General features: G+C 75.3%; 14 protein-coding genes. 6 read left to right on the plus strand and 8 right to left on the minus strand.

Annotated elements, in window-relative coordinates; genetic code table 11:
* Positions 1–108 precede the first annotated feature (108 nt).
* The 6 genes from folE to dacB all read right to left on the minus strand — a co-directional run bounded on the left by folE (position 109) and on the right by dacB (position 7,185).
* Positions 109–723, minus strand: a complete 615-nt coding sequence (gene folE / locus H9657_RS03520) for a GTP cyclohydrolase I FolE (RefSeq protein ID WP_404813137.1) — start codon at positions 721–723, stop codon at positions 109–111.
* A 34-nt stretch (positions 724–757) separates the two neighbouring features.
* On the minus strand, positions 758–2,806 hold the full coding sequence (gene ftsH, locus H9657_RS03525) for an ATP-dependent zinc metalloprotease FtsH (protein ID WP_191780386.1): 2,049 nt from the start codon (positions 2,804–2,806) through the stop codon (positions 758–760).
* 133 nt (positions 2,807–2,939) lie between these two features.
* A complete protein-coding gene (hpt, locus tag H9657_RS03530) occupies positions 2,940–3,494 on the minus strand; it encodes a hypoxanthine phosphoribosyltransferase (RefSeq protein WP_191780388.1) in 555 nt (184 codons plus the stop codon).
* 3 nt (positions 3,495–3,497) lie between these two features.
* A complete protein-coding gene (tilS, locus tag H9657_RS03535; RefSeq protein WP_191780390.1) occupies positions 3,498–4,634 on the minus strand; it encodes a tRNA lysidine(34) synthetase TilS in 1,137 nt (378 codons plus the stop codon).
* 27 nt (positions 4,635–4,661) lie between these two features.
* Positions 4,662–5,750, minus strand: a complete 1,089-nt coding sequence (locus H9657_RS03540) for a zinc-dependent metalloprotease (RefSeq protein ID WP_191780392.1) — start codon at positions 5,748–5,750, stop codon at positions 4,662–4,664.
* A 52-nt stretch (positions 5,751–5,802) separates the two neighbouring features.
* Positions 5,803–7,185 (minus strand): D-alanyl-D-alanine carboxypeptidase/D-alanyl-D-alanine endopeptidase, encoded by a 1,383-nt coding sequence (gene dacB / locus H9657_RS03545; protein WP_318241252.1) that lies wholly within the window; start codon positions 7,183–7,185, stop codon positions 5,803–5,805.
* A gap of 177 nt (positions 7,186–7,362) precedes the next feature.
* On the opposite strand from dacB, the gene H9657_RS03550 reads away from it, so the two are divergent.
* Positions 7,363–7,860, plus strand: coding sequence for an inorganic diphosphatase (locus tag H9657_RS03550; protein WP_191780394.1), 498 nt, complete (start codon positions 7,363–7,365; stop codon positions 7,858–7,860).
* Positions 7,861–7,981: 121 nt separating this feature from the next.
* On the opposite strand, the gene H9657_RS19525 is transcribed toward H9657_RS03550, so the two are convergent.
* Entirely contained in the window at positions 7,982–9,475 is a 1,494-nt protein-coding gene (locus H9657_RS19525; protein WP_318241253.1) for a C40 family peptidase, read from the minus strand.
* A 463-nt stretch (positions 9,476–9,938) separates the two neighbouring features.
* On the opposite strand from H9657_RS19525, the gene H9657_RS03560 reads away from it, so the two are divergent.
* From H9657_RS03560 to H9657_RS03580, 5 genes are all read left to right on the plus strand, one after another.
* On the plus strand, positions 9,939–11,258 hold the full coding sequence (locus H9657_RS03560) for a bifunctional o-acetylhomoserine/o-acetylserine sulfhydrylase (RefSeq protein WP_191780396.1): 1,320 nt from the start codon (positions 9,939–9,941) through the stop codon (positions 11,256–11,258).
* A 39-nt stretch (positions 11,259–11,297) separates the two neighbouring features.
* Entirely contained in the window at positions 11,298–12,605 is a 1,308-nt protein-coding gene (metX, locus tag H9657_RS03565) for a homoserine O-acetyltransferase MetX (protein ID WP_191780398.1), read from the plus strand.
* 26 nt (positions 12,606–12,631) lie between these two features.
* Entirely contained in the window at positions 12,632–13,354 is a 723-nt protein-coding gene (locus H9657_RS03570; protein ID WP_191780400.1) for a maleylpyruvate isomerase N-terminal domain-containing protein, read from the plus strand.
* A 201-nt stretch (positions 13,355–13,555) separates the two neighbouring features.
* A complete protein-coding gene (locus H9657_RS03575; protein WP_191780402.1) occupies positions 13,556–14,515 on the plus strand; it encodes a zinc-binding dehydrogenase in 960 nt (319 codons plus the stop codon).
* A gap of 6 nt (positions 14,516–14,521) precedes the next feature.
* Entirely contained in the window at positions 14,522–15,526 is a 1,005-nt protein-coding gene (locus tag H9657_RS03580; RefSeq protein ID WP_318241254.1) for an alpha/beta hydrolase, read from the plus strand.
* Between the two features lie 9 nt (positions 15,527–15,535).
* Here H9657_RS03580 and H9657_RS03585 read toward each other — a convergent pair whose 3' ends face one another.
* Entirely contained in the window at positions 15,536–16,882 is a 1,347-nt protein-coding gene (locus H9657_RS03585; RefSeq protein WP_191780404.1) for a restriction system modified-DNA reader domain-containing protein, read from the minus strand.
* Between the last annotated feature and the right edge of the window lie 68 nt (positions 16,883–16,950).

Here is a 16,950-nt window from a genome sequence, read left to right on the forward strand (position 1 = left end):
GCCGGGTTCCGCAGGGCGGCCGGCAGCGCGGTCAGCCGCGGCCCGTCCCGGTCGGCACCGTCCCCGCCGGCACCCTGCGTGCTCACCCGCGTCTCCACGTCGGCCCCGTCAGCGCCCCGTGACCAGGCTCATGGCCTCGGCCCGGGTCGCGACGTCGCGCATCTGCCCACGGACGGCCGAGGTCACGGTCCGCGAACCCGGCTTGCGGACGCCGCGCATCGACATGCACAGGTGCTCGCACTCGACGACGACCAGGACGCCCCGGGGGCCGAGCACGTCGACGAGCGCGTCGGCGATCTGCGACGTCAGCCGCTCCTGCACCTGCGGGCGACGCGCGTACACGTCGACCAGCCGAGCCAGCTTCGACAGGCCCGTGATGCGGCCGTTCGCGCCCGGGATGTAGCCGACGTGCGCGACGCCGTGGAACGGCACGAGGTGGTGCTCGCACGTCGAGTACACCTCGATGTCCCGCACGAGGACCATCTCCTCGTGCCCGAGGTCGAAGGTCGTCGTCAGGACGTCGCGCGCATCCATCGTGAGCCCCGCGAAGATCTCGCGGTACGCACGGGCGACCCGCGCCGGCGTCTCGCGCAGACCCTCGCGGTCCGGGTCCTCGCCGACGGCCAGCAGCAGCTCGCGCCCGGCGCGCGCCGCGCGCTCCTCGTCGTACGGCCCGACGGCGCGCCCGCCGTCGGGACGCGTCGGCGAGATGACCGACGGCACGCCGTCGGCGGCGGGGGTCGTCGCGTCCGTCACGTCAGCGCGGCCCGTCCGCGTCGGGCGTGCCGCTCGGCGGCAGCTCCACCACGGCGGTCGGGGGACGCTCGGTGTGGGCCGCGGCCGCCTCGTCCTGCGGGATGACCGGGTGCCCGTTGAGCGCGGCCTGCTCCGCCGGGGTCATGACGGGGCCGCGGTCGATCGTGCGGTCGTCGCCCGAGACCCAGACCTCGCGCGGCGGGCGCTTGGTGATGGGCTGGAAGATCGTCGCCAGCTGCTCCTGGTTCAGGGTCTCCTTCTCCAGCAGCTCGAGCACGAGGGCGTCCAGCACGTCGCGGTACTCGACGAGGATGTCGCGCGCCTCGTCGTGCGCGCGCTCGATGAGCGCCCGCACCTCGACGTCGATCGCGCCCGCGATCTCCTCGGAGTAGTCCCGCTGGTGGCCCACGTCGCGGCCGAGGAACATCTCGGAGGACTCGCCGCCCAGCTTGATCGCGCCGAGCCGCGCGCTCATGCCGTACTGCGTGACCATCTTGCGGGCCGTCGAGGTGGCCTTCTCGATGTCGTTGCTCGCACCCGTCGTCGGGTCGTGGAACACGAGCTCCTCGGCGACGCGGCCGCCCATGGCGTACGCGAGCGTGTCGAGCAGCTCGTTGCGCGTCGTGGAGTACTTGTCCTCCATCGGCATGACCATCGTGTAGCCCAGCGCCCGCCCGCGCGGCAGGATCGTCACCTTCGTCACGGGGTCCGTGTACCGCAGCGCCGCCGCCACCAGGGCGTGCCCGCCCTCGTGGTACGCCGTGATCTTCAGCTCCTTGACGTTCATGACGCGCGTGCGCTTCTGCGGGCCCGCGATGACGCGGTCGATCGCCTCGTCGAGCGCGCGGTCGTCGATGACCTGCCCGCCGGTGCGAGCCGTGAGCAGCGCGGCCTCGTTGAGCACGTTGGCCAGGTCCGCACCGCTGAACCCGGGGGTCCGGCGCGCGACGACGGCGAGGTCGACGCCCGGCGCCATCGGCTTGCCCTGCGCGTGCACCGCCAGGATGCGCTCGCGGCCCTTGAGGTCCGGCGGGTCGACCGCGACCTGACGGTCGAAGCGGCCCGGGCGCAGCAGCGCGGGGTCGAGGATGTCGGGGCGGTTGGTCGCGGCGATGAGGATGACGTTCGTCTTGACGTCGAAGCCGTCCATCTCGACGAGCATCTGGTTGAGCGTCTGCTCGCGCTCGTCGTGCCCGCCGCCCAGGCCGGCGCCGCGGTGGCGGCCGACCGCGTCGATCTCGTCGACGAAGATGATCGCGGGGCTGTTCTCCTTGGCCTGCTGGAACAGGTCGCGCACGCGGCTCGCACCGACGCCGACGAACATCTCGACGAAGTCCGACCCGGAGATCGAGTAGAACGGCACGCCCGCCTCGCCCGCCACGGCGCGCGCCAGCAGGGTCTTGCCCGTCCCCGGGGGGCCGTACAGCAGCACGCCCTTGGGGATCTTGGCGCCGACGGCCTGGAACTTGGCCGGCTCGGCGAGGAACTCCTTGATCTCCTGCAGCTCCTCGACCGCCTCGTCGACGCCCGCGACGTCGGCGAACGTGACCTTGGGCGACTCCTTGCTCACCAGCTTCGCCTTGGACTTGCCGAAGCTCATGACCTTCGAGCCGCCGCCCTGCATGTTCGACATGAGGAACCAGAACAGGCCCAGGATGATGACGAACGGCAGCACCAGGGTCAGCAGGCTGCCCCACCACGTCGGCTGCGGGACCTTGGACGTGAAGCCGTCCGCGGGGTTCGCGGCGGTGATCGCGTCGATCACCTGCGGGCCCTGGGGCGTCACGTAGAAGAAGTAGACCTGCTTGCCGAGGTCGCCCTCCTCGTCCGGGTCGGGGTCGTAGGCCTCGCTCAGCGTGAGGTCGACGCGCTGCGTCCCCTCGGTGACGAGGGCCTGCTCGACCTTGCCGTCCTGGAGCAGCTCGAGGCCGACGGACGTGTCGACCTGCTGCACGGACGGCATCTGGAGCATGCCGAAGGCCGCCAGCGACAGGGCGACGGCCAGGGCGACCCAGATGAAGGGGCCGCGGAAGAGACGCTTGAAGTTCATGGGCGATCGGGGCGTGGCCCCTCATCCTCCGCTCGACGGGACACTGCCCTTGAAAGTACACGGTGGACCTGCGCCACCCCGGCGCTGTTCGCCCAGGGCACAGGCCGCGCGCGAGGCAGGGGTCGGCGGTCCGTCAGGACTGGTAGACGTGCGGCGCCAGCGTCCCGACGAACGGCAGGTTGCGGTACCGCTCGTCGTAGTCCAGGCCGTAGCCGACGACGAACTCCGTCGGGATGTCGAACCCGACGTACCGCACGGGCACCTCGACCTTCGCGGCCTCCGGCTTGCGGAGCATCGTCGCGATCTCGACCGTGGCGGGCCCGCGCGAGCGCAGGTTCGACAGCAGCCACGACAGCGTCAGGCCCGAGTCGATGATGTCCTCGACGATCAGGACGTGCCGGCCCGTGAGGTCGGAGTCCAGGTCCTTGAGGATCCGCACGACGCCCGAGGACTTGGTGCCCGACCCGTAGGACGACACCGCCATCCAGTCCATCGACACGTTGCCGCGCAGGCGGCGCGCGAGGTCCGCCATGACCATCACGGCACCCTTGAGCACGCCGACGAGCAGCAGCGGCTCACCCGCGTAGTCCGCGTCGATCTGCGCCGCCATCTCGTCGAGGCGCGCGTGCAGCTGCTCCTCGGTGAGGAGCACCCGCTCGAGGTCGTCACCCATGTCCGCCGCGTCCACCGCTCACTCCCGGTCGTCGTGCTGGTCGTCGTGATCGTCGGGCCGTGGCCCGCCGGTCCCCGTACGTGGGCGGGCGTCACCCGCCCCGTCGCCGCCCGCGTTCGGCAGGACGAGGTAGAGCCTGCCACACGCGCGTGACGCCACCCGGCCGCCGGGCAGGTGGACGGGCCCCTGCCCGCGCCACGCGGTGACGAGCGCCTCGACGGCCAGCACCTGGACGCGTGCGAGCGCGCCGGGCGGGCATCCGGCGCGCACCGCGGCGTCGTGCAGCGCACGTCGTCGGACGGCCGCGGGGGCGTCCGCGAGCGGTGCGACGTCGAGCACGACGTCCCCGGGGCGCGCGTCGGGCGCGTGCTCGTCGAGGGCCGCCGCGAGGACCACGGCGGCCGCGGCGTCGACCGCGTCGGTCGCGTCCGCGAGCGCGTCGGCCGTGCGCGCCAGCGCCTGCGCGACACCGGGCCCGAGGACCGCCTCGAGCACCGGCAGCACCTCGGTGCGCACGCGGCTGCGCAGCGGCAGGTCCGCGGCGGGCAGGGTGCCGGTGCCGGTGCCGTCGAGCGGACGACCGTTGGTGGGGTCGTGCCAGGCCGCCAGGCCCTGCGCCGCGCAGGCGGCCTCGGTGTCCGCGCGACGCAGGCCCAGCAGGGGCCGGCGCAGGCGTCCGCGCACGGGCCGCATGCCGGCGAGCGAGCGCTCCCCCGACCCGCGGGCGAGCGCCAGCAGGACGGTCTCGGCCTGGTCGTCGAGCGTGTGGCCCAGGAGCACGGCGGCGGCGTCCAGCTCGTCCGCGACGTTCTCGAGCGCGCGGTAGCGGGCCGTGCGCGCGGCGGCCTCGGGCCCGCCGGCGGTGCCCACGTCGACACGCACGACCCGCACGGGGTCGAGGCCGAGCGCGCGGCACGTGGCGGCGGCGTCGCGTGCGACGTCGTGCGAGCCGTGCTGGAGCCCGTGGTCGACGACGACCGCGCCCGCGCGCCACGTGCCGCCCCCGCGGGCCTCCCACGCGAGCCCGGCCGCGAGCGCCAGGGAGTCCGCGCCGCCCGAGCACGCCACGAGGACCGTCCGGCCCGGGCCGACGTCGGCGAGCGCGCGCCGCACGGCCACGCGCACGGCTGCGACCGCCGGTGCCGGGCCGGTCACGGGTGGTGGGCCGTCATCCGTGCGCGGTCAGCCGTGGACCCGGCGGACCCACGCCGCCGGGTCGCCGATCTCGGCGGCGCTGGGCAGCGCCTGCGGGCCGCTCCACACCGCGTTGAACCCGTCGAGGCCGACGCGTCCCCGCACGGCCCGGACGAACGCCGCACCGTCGCGGTACTGCGCGAGCTTGAGGTCCATGCCCAGCATGCGTCGCAGCACGCGGTCCAGGCCCTTGGCGCTCGCCGCGGCGTCGCGGCGCCGCTCGAACGCGCGCCGGATGGCCCGCACGGTCGGCACGACGGCCGGGCCGACCTCGTCCATCATCACGTCGGCGTGCCCCTCGAGCAGGGCCATGACGGCGCCGACCTCGTCGAACACCTCGCGCTGCCGTGGCGTGAGCAGCGCCAGCACGCCGCCGTCACCCTCCGTGACGGCCCGCACGAGCGCGCCGAGGAGGTCGTCGAGCCGGGGCAGCCCGAGGCGCTCGTGGTCGGCGCCGGGCGCGAGGTCCGCCAGGTCGGACAGCAGCTCCGCCGAGCGCGCGCGCAGGTGGGCGGCGAGCCAGGGCGCGGCGGCGAACTGCAGCGCGTGGGTCTGCTCGTGCAGCGCCACCCAGAGGCGGAAGTCGCGCCCGTCGACGCCGAGCTGACGCTCCGTGGCCAGCACGTTGGGCGCGACCAGCAGCAGCCGCCCGGGCTGCCCGGGCTCGGCCGTGAACGGGTCGTACTGCCCGATGACCTTGCCGGACAGCAGGGCCAGGACGCCGCCGACCTGCGCGGCGGCGGCCAGCCGGGCCGCGTCGGGCACGTCGACGGGGGTCCCGTCGCGGCGCGTCGCCAGGGGCGCGGCCATGACGGCGAACATCTCGGCGTTCGCGGTCGCCCAGCGGGGCCGGTCGACGACGAGGACGCGCGAGATGTCGGCGGGGTCGCGGCCGTCGGCGGGCGTCATCCCGGTCGCGCCGACGACGTGGCGTGCCGCGACCGCGGCGGCCAGCCGCAGGTCCGTGACGAGGTCGACGAGGGTCGCCCGGTCCGCGACCGGGCCGGGGGCGGCGACCCGACCGGCCAGGCGCGCGGCCGCGCGCCAGTCGACGGGGCCGGGGGCGGTGGGCTGCACCGGCTCACGGTAACCCGCGCGACGCCGCGGCGCCGGGGCGGGGCGGCGGCCGTCAGCGGCAGCCGCAGCCGGCCAGCGACGCGACGAAACCGTCGATCGCCTGCCGGGGCGCCCACTGCCCGCCGTCGGGTGTCTGGTCGGCCATGACGGCGAACACGAGCTGACGGCGCTGGGAGTCCAGCACCGTGCCGGCCAGCGACGTGACGTGCGGCAGCGACCCGGTCTTGGCGCGCACGAGGCCGCGGGCGCCGGACGTCGTGAAGCGGTCCGCGAGCGTGCCCGTCAGGCCCCCGACCGGCATGCCGACGGCGACGTCGCGCAGGGTCGGGTGCGCGGGGTCCGTCGTCAGCCGCACGACGTCGGCCAGCAGCGCCGGCGACAGCGACGAGCCGTCCCCGAGGCCCGAGGCGTCGGCGAGCCGTGCGCCCGACACGTCCACCCCGAGCGTCCCGACCTGCCGCAGGACCGCCTGCGTGCCGCCGTCGAAGCTGGGCGGCAGGCCGGCGTCGAGCGCGACGAGCCGCGAGACGACCTCGGTGATCGAGTTGTCGGACGTCTCGAGGAAGTAGTGCACGACGTCGACGACGGGCGCGGACTCGACGCGCGCGAGCTCGGTGCCGTCGCCCGCCGCACCCCGCACCGGGGTGCCGTCGACGGTCACGCCCACCTCGGCCAGCCGCTCGGCGAAGACCTTCGCGGCCTGGAGGGACGGGTCGGCGGAGCGTGGCGCGTACTCGCCGTCGCGCAGGCGGCCGACGTCGACCGCGAGCGCCGTGACCGGTGCGACGAACCCCTCGCCCACGTTGGCGGGGTCCCAGGCGGGGCTGACCGCGGGCCCGGTGAACAGCGAGTCGTCGACCACCAGGCGCACGCTGGTGACGCCCTGCAGCGCCAGCGCCGCCGCCGTGCGCGCGGCCAGGTCGGCCAGGCCGGCCCGGCCGTGGGTCGCGGTGGGGTCACCCGCACCGGCCGCGAGCATCATGTCCCCGCCCCCGACGAGCGCGATCGTGCCGTCGTCGACGCGCACGACGCGGGTCGCCAGCGTCGCGTCCGGGTCCAGGGCGGTCAGCGCCGCGACGCCCGTGAGGACCTTCGCGGTCGACGCCGGCACGCGCCCGACCTGCGGCGTGCTCCCCGCCAGGACCTCGCCGGTCAGCTGGTCGACGACCGTGACGCCCACGCTCGGCCCGAGCCGCGGGTCCGCGACGAGCGCGTCGACCAGCGCCTGGACCTGGTCCGACGCGGGCAGCGGGACCTGCGGGTCGAGGTCGCCGACCGCGCGCGGCACCGCCGTGGGCTCGACCGCACCCGGGGCCGTCGGGAAGGGCAGCGGGTCGGGGACGGGCGGTTCGAGGGTGACGATGCCCGGCACGACGTCGTACGCGTCGGCCGTCGCGTAGCCACCGGCAGCGAGGACCACCACGAGAGTGCCCACCCCCGCTACCCGTGCCGCTGTGGTCATCGTCACCCGTCTCGTCGGAGCGCGGTCCCGGTACCGCCGCCTCGGTGCGTCAGACTACTGTCCGAGACAGCGGCGCCCAGGGACGACGACGCGCCCACAGGCCGATCGACCCCCACCGCCGACGGGCGGGGACGCGTGGAGGAAAGCACAGTGGAGTTCGACGTCACGATCGAGATCCCCAAGGGGCAGCGGAACAAGTACGAGGTGGACCACGCCACGGGGCGCATCCGCCTCGACCGCATGCTCTTCACCTCGACGCGCTACCCGGACGACTACGGGTTCATCGAGGGCACGCTCGGCGAGGACGGTGACCCCCTGGACGCGCTCGTCCTGCTGGAGGAGCCGACCTTCCCCGGCTGCCTGATCCGCTGCCGCGCGCTCGGGATGTTCCGCATGCGCGACGAGGCCGGCGGTGACGACAAGGTGCTGTGCGTCCCGACGGGCGACCAGCGCGCCGCGTGGCGTCAGGACATCGACGACGTCTCGGACTTCCACCGCCTGGAGATCCAGCACTTCTTCGAGGTCTACAAGGACCTCGAGCCGGGCAAGTCCGTCGAGGGCGCGCACTGGACGGGCCGCGCCGAGGCGGAGGCCGAGATCGAGCGGTCGCGCCAGCGCGCCATCGACTCGGGGTACTACAACCACTGACCCGCACGCAGCGACGCCCTCCCCCCGTCAGGGTGGGAGGGCGTCGCTGCGTGCGGTGACGGTCAGGGGGTGACGGTCAGGGACGTGACGGTCAGGGACGTGACGGTCAGGGACGTGACGGTCAGGGACGACCCGCGAACGGCATCGTCTTGGACCAGCGCATCGACGTGACGCGCAGCGGGACGCCCGGCTTCGACGCCTCCATGATCTGGCCGTTCCCGACCCACATCGCCACGTGGTAGATGCTGTTCGGGTCGTTGGGGTTGTCGCCCCAGAACACCAGGTCGCCCGGGCGCAGCTGGTCGTAGCCGATCTTGAGGACCTGCTTGTACTGGTCCCGCGACGTGCGGTTGATGCTGACGCCCGCGGCGCGCCACGCCTGGCTGGTCAGCCCGGAGCAGTCGTAGCCGTCGGGTCCCGAGCCGCCGTACACGTAGGGGATCCCCACCTTGCTCTGCGCCCAGGCGGCCGCCGCGGCGCCGGCGCCGGCCGAGCCGCGCGAGGTGCCCGTGCCCAGGCCGTACGGGTTCGACGGCGCGGGAGCCGGTGCGGGGGCGGGCGCGGGGGCCGGGGCGGGTGCCGGGTTGGGCGCGGGTGCGGGGTTCGGCGCGGGCGCCGGGTTCGGGGCGGGCGCGGGGTTGGCCGGCACCGCTCCCCCGGACGAGCCGGAGCCGGACCCGTTGCCGGACCCGTTGCCGGGCGCGGGCGCCGCGCCGCCGCCCGCGGAGCCCGTGCCGCCCGACGACGCGCCGGGCGTGGGCGGCTGCGTGCGCTGCGTCTGCGCCGCGGCCTCCGTGCGGGCGCGACGCTCGGCGTCGACGGCGTCCTGGCGGGCGCGCTCGACCTCGGCGCTGGTCTGGCGGGCGGCGGCGAGGGCCGAGATCAGCCCGTCGCGCTCGGCCTGCCCGGCCGCGAGCGAGGCGTCGGTCTGCGTCTGCGTGCTGCGCGCCTCGTCGAGCGCGGTCTGCGCGGCGGCGGCGGCGTCGCCGGCGGCCTGCGCGGCGGCGGCGGAGCGCCGTTCCATCGTCGCCGCGACCAGCAGCGTCGCCTGGTACTCCTGCACGGCCTCGTCGGCCTTGCCGGTGGCCTGGTTGAGGGACGTCGTCCGCCGGGCGACGTCCTGGAACCCGTCGGCCGACAGCGCGGCCTGCAGCAGGTCGCTCGACCCGCCGGTGCGGGCGAGCTGGCGGGCGAACGTCACGAGCTTGCGTCGGGCGACCTCGGCCTGCTCGGCGGCCTGCGTGGAGCGGCCGGCGGCGTCCTGGGCCCGGGTGCGGGCGGTCTCGGCGTCGGCGACGGCCTGCGTGTAGGACTCGGCGGCGGTCTGGACCGCGACCTCGGCGGACTCGGCGGCGGCGGCCAGCTCGGCGAGCCGGACCTCCATCTGGGCGACCGACTGCTGCGCGCGGCCGACCGCGGCGCGCGCGTCACGCACGTCGTCGCCGGACGGGGCGGCCGCGGCGGGCGCCACCACGAGCCCCAGGGTCAGCAGGCCGACCGGGAGCACCGCGAGGCCGCGCCACCCGACGGGTCGGCGGGCGGCCCGGGCGCACGACGTCGCCGCCCCTGCGGAGGGGGCCGGCCGGGGGTCGGGTGTCACGCCTGCGTCACGCACGTCAGGCACGCTACCTGTGGGTTTCCCACAAGAGAACACCTGTCACACACGTCCCAGAAGTCACACCGTTGTCGTTCGGGATCAACCCGGACAGACCTCCTGGGCCGATCGGGTGAACCGAGGGCAGGCCGGCCGCCGGGGCCTCGGGACACCCGGGGCGCCGGTGTCCCGAGAGCTCGACGCGCGAGCACACGCGTCTCGCATCGCAAGACGGGCGTGTCGAGGAATGGGACGCGCGTCGTACTCTCGTCGCATGCCCCGTCGAATGTGTCGCTGACCAGCGCACGTTCTCCCCTGCCCGCGAGCAGGCCCGCCCCACGTCGAGGTGTCGGTACCGCGGTCAGGCCCGGGCCCGGTACGTGCGCATCCCCTGACCCCCCGCGGGGCGGGCGTCGACGGCGCGCTCCTCGGTGACAGTCCCCCGACCCACCGACCACCGGCCAGCGCCGGCGAGGAGCACACCATGAGCAACGAGAGCTGGAGCTTCGAGACCCGCCAGATTCACGCCGGCCAGTCCGCCGACGCCACCACCGGCGCGCGGGCGCTGCCGATCTACCAGACGACCTCGTTCGTCTTCGACTCCGCCGAGCAGGCCGCCGACCGCTTCGCGCTCAAGGAGCTCGGGCCGATCTACACGCGCATCGGCAACCCCACCCAGGAGGTCGTGGAGAACCGCATCGCGAGCCTCGAGGGCGGCGTCGGCGCGCTGCTGCTCGCGTCCGGCCAGGCGGCCTCGACCTTCGCGATCCTCAACGTGGCCGAGGCCGGTGACCACGTGGTCGCCTCCCCCAGCCTGTACGGCGGCACGTACAACCTGCTCAAGCACTCGCTGCCCAAGCTGGGCGTCGAGACGACGTTCGTCGAGGACCCGCACGACGCGCAGGCGTGGCGCGACGCGATCCGCCCGAACACCAAGCTCTTCTTCGCCGAGACGATCCCCAACCCGCAGGCCGACGTGCTCGACATCGAGCTGGTCGCGGGCGTCGCCCACGAGCACGGGGTGCCGCTCGTCGTCGACAACACCGTGGCGACCCCGTACCTCATCAACCCGCTGCAGTGGGGCGCCGACGTCGTCGTGCACTCGGCGACCAAGTACCTCGGCGGGCACGGCTCGGCGATCGGCGGCGTCGTCGTCGACGGCGGCACGTTCGACTACGCGCAGCACCCCGAGCGGTTCCCCAACTACAACACGCCCGACCCGTCGTACAACGGCCTCGTCTTCGCGCGGGACCTCGGGGTCGGCGGCGCGTTCGGCGTGAACATGTCGTACATCCTCAAGGCGCGCGTGCAGCTGCTGCGCGACCTCGGCGCGGCCATCAGCCCGTTCAACGCGTTCCTCATCGCGCAGGGCATCGAGACGCTGTCGCTGCGGGTCGAGCGGCACGTCGAGAACGCGCAGAAGGTCGCGCAGTGGCTCGAGGCCCGCGACGAGGTGCGCAAGGTCCACTACGCGGGCCTGGAGTCCAGCCCGTGGCACGCCAACCAGCTCAAGTACGCGCCCCGCGGCGCGGGCGCGGTGCTGGCCTTCGAGCTCGACGGGGGTGCCGCGGCGGGTCAGGCGTTCGTGTCCGCGCTCGAGCTGCACTCGAACGTCGCGAACATCGGCGACGTGCGCTCGCTGGTGATCCACCCCGCGTCGACGACGCACAGCCAGCTCACGCCCGAGCAGCAGCTGCAGTCGGGCGTCACGCCGGGCCTCGTGCGTCTGGCTGTCGGCATCGAGCACATCGATGACATCCTGGCCGACCTGGACGCCGGCTTCCGCGCCGCCAAGGACGCCTGAGAACCTGCTCCCGGAGCACCGACGGAAGGCCCCCGCACGATGACGCAGCCCGACCCCCGCACGCAGGCCCCGGACCGCACGCCCCGGCGTGCGATGCCCGGTGCCCAGCCCGGTGCGGGGTCGGGCGCGGTCGAGGTCCCGGACCCGCTCGTCGGGCGTCGTGCGCGGCGCGGCGCGACGCTCGGCAGCCGTCGCCCGCTGCCCGAGCGTCCGCCGGTGCCCGTCACGGCCGCCTGGCGCGACGGCGCCGACCCCGGTCGGCGGCAGTTCGCCGACCTCGGGCCGCTCAAGCTCGAGTCGGGCGGGCGCCTGCCCACCGTGCGGCTCGCCTACGAGACGTGGGGCGAGCTCGACGAGGACGGCAGCAACGCCGTCCTGGTCCTGCACGCCCTGACGGGCGACTCGCACGTCACGGGCGAGGCCGGACCGGGCCACCCGACGCCCGGCTGGTGGCAGTCGATGGTCGGCCCCGGTGCGCCGATCGACACGGACCGCTGGTTCGTCGTCGCGCCCAACGTGCTCGGCGGGTGCCAGGGCTCGACCGGCCCGGCGTCGACCGCACCGGACGGGCAGCCGTGGGGCAGCCGGTTCCCGCTGCTGACCGTGCGCGACCAGGTGGCTGCCGAGGTGCGGCTCGCCGACCTGCTCGGCATCGACTCGTGGGCGCTCGTCATCGGCGCGTCCATGGGCGGGCACCGCGTCCTGGAGTGGGCGGCCACGGCACCCGACCGCGTCGACGCGATCGCCGCCATCGCGACCTGCGCGCAGACGTCGGGCGACCAGATCGCCGGGTTCCACACGCAGCTCGCCGCGATCCTCGCCGACCCGCGCTACCGCGACGGCGACTACTACGGCGTCCCCGACGGCGAGGGCCCGCACGTGGGCCTGGGCATCGCCCGGCAGATCGCGCACCAGACGTACCGCTCGGCGGTCGAGCTCGACACCCGGTTCGGGCGCATCCCGCAGGGCGCCGAGGACCCGCTGGAGGGCGGGCGGTTCGCGGTGCAGTCGTACCTCGACCACCACGGCGACAAGCTCGCCCGGCGCTTCGACGCCAACAGCTACGTCACGCTCACGCGGACGATGATCACGCACGACCTGGGCCGTGACCGCGGCGGCGTCGAGGCCGCGCTCGCGCAGGTCACGGCACGCGCCCTGGTCATCGCGGTGGACAGCGACCGCCTGTTCACGCCCGCGCAGTCCGAGCGCGTGGCCGCCGCCGTCCCGGGCGCGGGGCCGGTCCGGTACGTGCACTCCGACTTCGGCCACGACGGCTTCCTCATCGAGGAGGACCAGGTGGGGCGGCACGTCGCGGACTTCCTGCGCGAGGTGGCCCGCCCGCGCTGACCGCGCGGACACGGCACCATGGGCGCATGTCCGTCGACGTCACGACCGCCGCCACCGCCCTGCGCGCCCAGTGGGACCGCCTGCACGACTGGGTCGACCTCATGGCGGACCCCCGCCTGGGACGCGAGCCGTCGGTGCTCGAGGGCTGGAACGTCGTCGAGCTGTGGGCCCACCTGGGCCGCGCGATGGACGCCCTCGCGGTCTGCACGCCGGCCCCCGAGGGCACGCTGCCCCTCACCCTCGGCGAGTACCTCGGGTCGTACCCCGACCGCGCGGACGACATCGCGGAGACGACGCGGCGCCTGGCCGCCGAGCACGCCGCCGACCCCGTGGGGTACGTGACGGCGTCGGCGCGCGCCGCGCTCGCGGCGCTGGACACGCTGGGCCCCGGCGACCCGGTGGTGCAGGCCCGCCGCGGCCCGGTGCGGCTGTCGACGATGACGGTGTCCCGCGTCGTCGAGCTCGTCGTGCACGGCGACGACCTGTACCGCTCGGTGCGCCGGGTGCGCAGCGCCGACGCCGTCCCCGACCCCGTCGACCCGACCGCGCTCGCGCTCGCCGCCGACGAGCTGCTCGCGATCGTCCGCGCCCGCGGCGGCTGGGACCTCGAGGTCGTCGACGCGCGCCGGTGGGTCCGTCTGGCCGCGGGCCGCACCCCGTACGACGTCGACGAGCTCGCCCTCGCGCTGCAGGCGCGCTACACCTCCGACGCCGTCCCCGACCTGGGCCGCATGCTCCCCCTCCTGTAACCCACCCCCACCCCTCCCGCCGCGAGAGAGCAATCCAGCACCCATCACCCCCACCCCTCCCGCCGCGAGAGAGCAGTCCGGCACCGGACACCGACACCGGATCGCTCTCTCGCGAGTACCTGGTTGACCGGATTGCTCTCTCGCGGGGGAAGGGGGGTGGTGTGGGCGGGCGTTCGGGGGGTGGGCGGTTAGCGTGGGGGCATGCTGTCTGCCCGCGTGGTGTCCTTCTCGCCCGACGACCCGTTGGCGGGCCTCGAGGTCGGGGACGCGCCCGCGCCCGAGGCCCCCGAGGGCTGGACGAGCGTCGACGTGCGCGCCGCGTCGCTCAACCACCACGACCTGTGGTCGCTGCGCGGCGTCGGCCTGCGCGACCAGCAGCTGCCCATGGTGCTGGGCACCGATGCCGCGGGCGTCACGGCGGACGGGCGTGAGGTCGTCGTCCACGCCGTGGTGGGCGGGCCGGACGGGCGCGGCGTGCCGGCCGACGAGCCGCGCACCCTGCTCTCGGAGCGCTACCCGGGGACCCTCGCCGAACGCGTCGCCGTGCCCGCCTGGAACCTCGTCGACAAGCCCGCGGACCTCACGTTCGTCGAGGCCGCGTGCGTCCCTACCGCGTACCTCACGGCGTACCGGATGCTGTTCCGCTCCGGCGCCGCGCAGCCCGGGCAGCGCGTGCTCGTGCAGGGCGCGGGCGGTGGCGTCGCGGTCGCCGCCGTGCAGCTCGGGTCCGCTGCGGGGCTCGAGATGGTCGTCACCAGCCGGGACCCGGCCAAGCGGTTCCGCGCGCTGGGGCTCGGCGCGGCGCAGGCGGTCGAGCCGGGCGCCCGCATCGGTCGCGTCGACGTCGTCCTGGAGACCGTCGGGCGGGCGACGTGGGAGCACTCGGTGCGCTCGGTGCGACCCGGCGGGCGGATCGTCGTCGCCGGCCTCACGTCGGGCGACCCGGAGCCCGCGTCGCTGACCAAGGTGTTCTTCCAGGAGATCAGCATCGTGGGCGCCACCATGGGGACGCGCGACGAGCTGGGCCACGTCCTGGCGTTCCTCGCGCGTACGGGCATCCGCCCGCTCGTCGACTCCACGTACCCGCTGGCCCGTGCCGCGGACGGGCTCGCGCGCCTCGCGTCCGGCGCGCACGTCGGCAAGATCGTCCTCGAGGTCTGAGGCGTCGTGGCCGCGCCGTCCGGCACCGCCCTGTGGGACGGCGCCGCCCTGACGCACGACTGGGCGCCCGACGCCCTCGGTAAGGGCTTCGAGGCCCGTCGCCTGGACCTCCCCGACGACGACGAGGGCGAGGTCACCGCGACGCTCGTGCGTCACCTGCCCGACCCCACGCTGCGCCCCGCACGCGCCGTCCTCTACGTCCACGGCTGGTCCGACTACTTCTTCCAGCGGCCGCTCGCACGGTACTGGCAGGCGCAGGGGGTCGCGTTCTACGCGCTCGACCTGCGCAAGTACGGCCGCTCCCTGCGCCCGCACCAGACCCCGGGCTACATCGAGGACCTGCGCACGTACGACGAGGAGGTCGGCGCGGCGCTCGAGGTGATGCGCGCCGAGCTCGGCTCGCTGGTGCGCATCATGCTCATGGGCCACTCGACGGGCGGGCTCGTCCTCAGCCTGTGGGTCGCGCGGCACCCGGGCGCCGTGCAGGGCCTGGTGCTCAACTCCCCGTGGCTCGAGCTCCAGGGCTCGTCGCTCGTCCGGCACCTGTCGAGCCCCGCGATCGCCCGGCTCGCGCGCTTCAACCCCAAGGCGGCGCTGCCCAACATCGACCCCGGCTACTACGCGCGCACGATCGCCGCGGTCACGGGCGGGGACTGGACCGTCGACGAACGGTGGCGGCCCACGCCGTCGTTCCCCGTGCGCGCAGGCTGGCTGAGCGCGGTGCTCGCGGGGCACGCCACGGTCGCGCGCGGCCTGGCGATCGACGTGCCGGTGTTCGCCGCGATGTCCGCCCGCTCCCTCATCAGCCCCCGCTGGAGCGAGGAGATGCGCACGGCCGACATCGTGCTCGACACCGAGGCGATCGCCCGGCGGGCCGTGCAGCTCGGGTCCGTGGTCACGACCGTGCGCGTCGCCGGGGCCATGCACGACCTGACGCTGTCGGCCCACCCCGCGCGCGAGCGGTTCTACGCCGAGCTCACGCGGTGGCTCGTGGCCTACGGCTGGGGCTGAGCCCGGGCGTCACAGCGCGCCCGTGGCCTCCGAGAGCGTCGGGCCGCCGTCGCCCAGGCGCCACGCGCGCCAGCCGTCGACGCCCTCGACGCCGGACAGCGTCGCGGCGGCCACGTCGGGGTCGGCCACGACGCGGCCGTCGGGCAGCTCGATCATGCCGTCGGAGCGCAGGAGCGCGGAGAAGCGCTGACCGCGCCGCTCGCGCACCCACACCAGCGTCGTCACGGCGCGGCGCCGCTTGGCGAGCATCGCGAGCTCGGGGAACGGCCAGTCCGGGCGCTGCTGCCGCCGGGCGTCGTCGACGACCTCCGCGGCGGGCTGCCCGCGCGGCGGCGTCGGGGCGTCGGCGTCGGCGGGACGCGCCCCTGCGCCGTCGACGACGGCCGCGCGCAGCCCGGCGACGGGCGTGAGCGTGGGCGGGCCCTCGAGCATCGACGCGGTCGGCGGGACGGACGCGTCCCGCGGCCACTCGGTGACGTCGGGCCGTCCGGGTCCGCCGTGGCGCGGCGACTCGGCGGGCGGCTCCGGCGGCTGCGCGGTGGGACCCGCGGTGCGGAAGGGCAGGGGCGTGGGCTCCGTGACGGTCCCCCGCCGCCCGATGGGGGTCGGCGCGGGCGGCTCGGTGCGCTCGGGCGGGGTGACGGCGCGCAGCTCACCCGTCGGCAGCGACTTGGACCGGCCGGCCGGCAGGCCCGGCGCACGGTCGGCCTCGTAGGCCATCGCCGTCGCGAACGCCTCGCTCGAGCGTACGAGGCGCAGCGCGGTGGGCTCGACCGTCCGACGCACACCCTCGTGCAGGGCCAGCGGCGAGACCTCGAGGAGACGGCGCTCGTCGCCCCGGACGACACCGACCTGCAGCACGTCGACCTGGTGCTCGCCGCCGCGCAGGAACCCGAGGGTGTCCGTGGCCTCGGCGGCCACCTCGGAGCACAGCAGCAGCAGGCGCACGCCACCGTGCCGGCGGCTCGCCGCGGCGCCGAACGGCACGTGCTCGCGGAACGCCGCGAAGTCGACGGCGAACCGGCTGGGGTCCACGTGGTAGGCCCGCGCGAGGTCGGCCGTGGTCATGCGGGCCGCCGCACCCCCGTGACGCAGCGCCGCGACGATCGCGTCGTCGTCGAGCACCTGGGCGACGGCGACCACGACGGGGCGCCCGGACGCGTCGAGGGCCAGCAGCTCGGGCAGGTCGGCGCGGTCCGACGTGCCGCGCGCACGCACGACGAACAGGGGCTCACCGGCGATGGCGGCGAGGTGGTGCGTGACCAGGGCGGTGACCTCCTGCGCGAACGACCCGGCGAGCGGCTGCATCGGCTGGACGAGGCGTGGGCGCCCGTCGTCGAGCTCGAAGATCGGCATGTCGCGTCCGGGCCTTCCTTGCACAGCGGGGCGGTCGTGACGTCGGCACGTCGCGGGCGCGGCGTGCG

Source organism: Cellulomonas avistercoris, from assembly GCF_014836445.1.
In the GTDB taxonomy this organism is placed as follows: Bacteria; Actinomycetota; Actinomycetes; order Actinomycetales; family Cellulomonadaceae; genus Cellulomonas; species Cellulomonas avistercoris.

What these genes read in the sequence shown, in the direction of transcription:
- H9657_RS03570 (WP_191780400.1), top strand. Translation starts at nt 12,632, where the DNA reads ATGTCCGTCGACGTCACGACCGCCGCCACCGCCCTGCGCGCCCAGTGG.
- metX (WP_191780398.1), top strand. Translation starts at nt 11,298, where the DNA reads ATGACGCAGCCCGACCCCCGCACGCAGGCCCCGGACCGCACGCCCCGG.
- H9657_RS03585 (WP_191780404.1), bottom strand. Translation starts at nt 16,882, where the DNA reads ATGCCGATCTTCGAGCTCGACGACGGGCGCCCACGCCTCGTCCAGCCG.
- H9657_RS03575 (WP_191780402.1), top strand. Translation starts at nt 13,556, where the DNA reads ATGCTGTCTGCCCGCGTGGTGTCCTTCTCGCCCGACGACCCGTTGGCG.
- ftsH (WP_191780386.1), bottom strand. Translation starts at nt 2,806, where the DNA reads ATGAACTTCAAGCGTCTCTTCCGCGGCCCCTTCATCTGGGTCGCCCTG.
- H9657_RS03560 (WP_191780396.1), top strand. Translation starts at nt 9,939, where the DNA reads ATGAGCAACGAGAGCTGGAGCTTCGAGACCCGCCAGATTCACGCCGGC.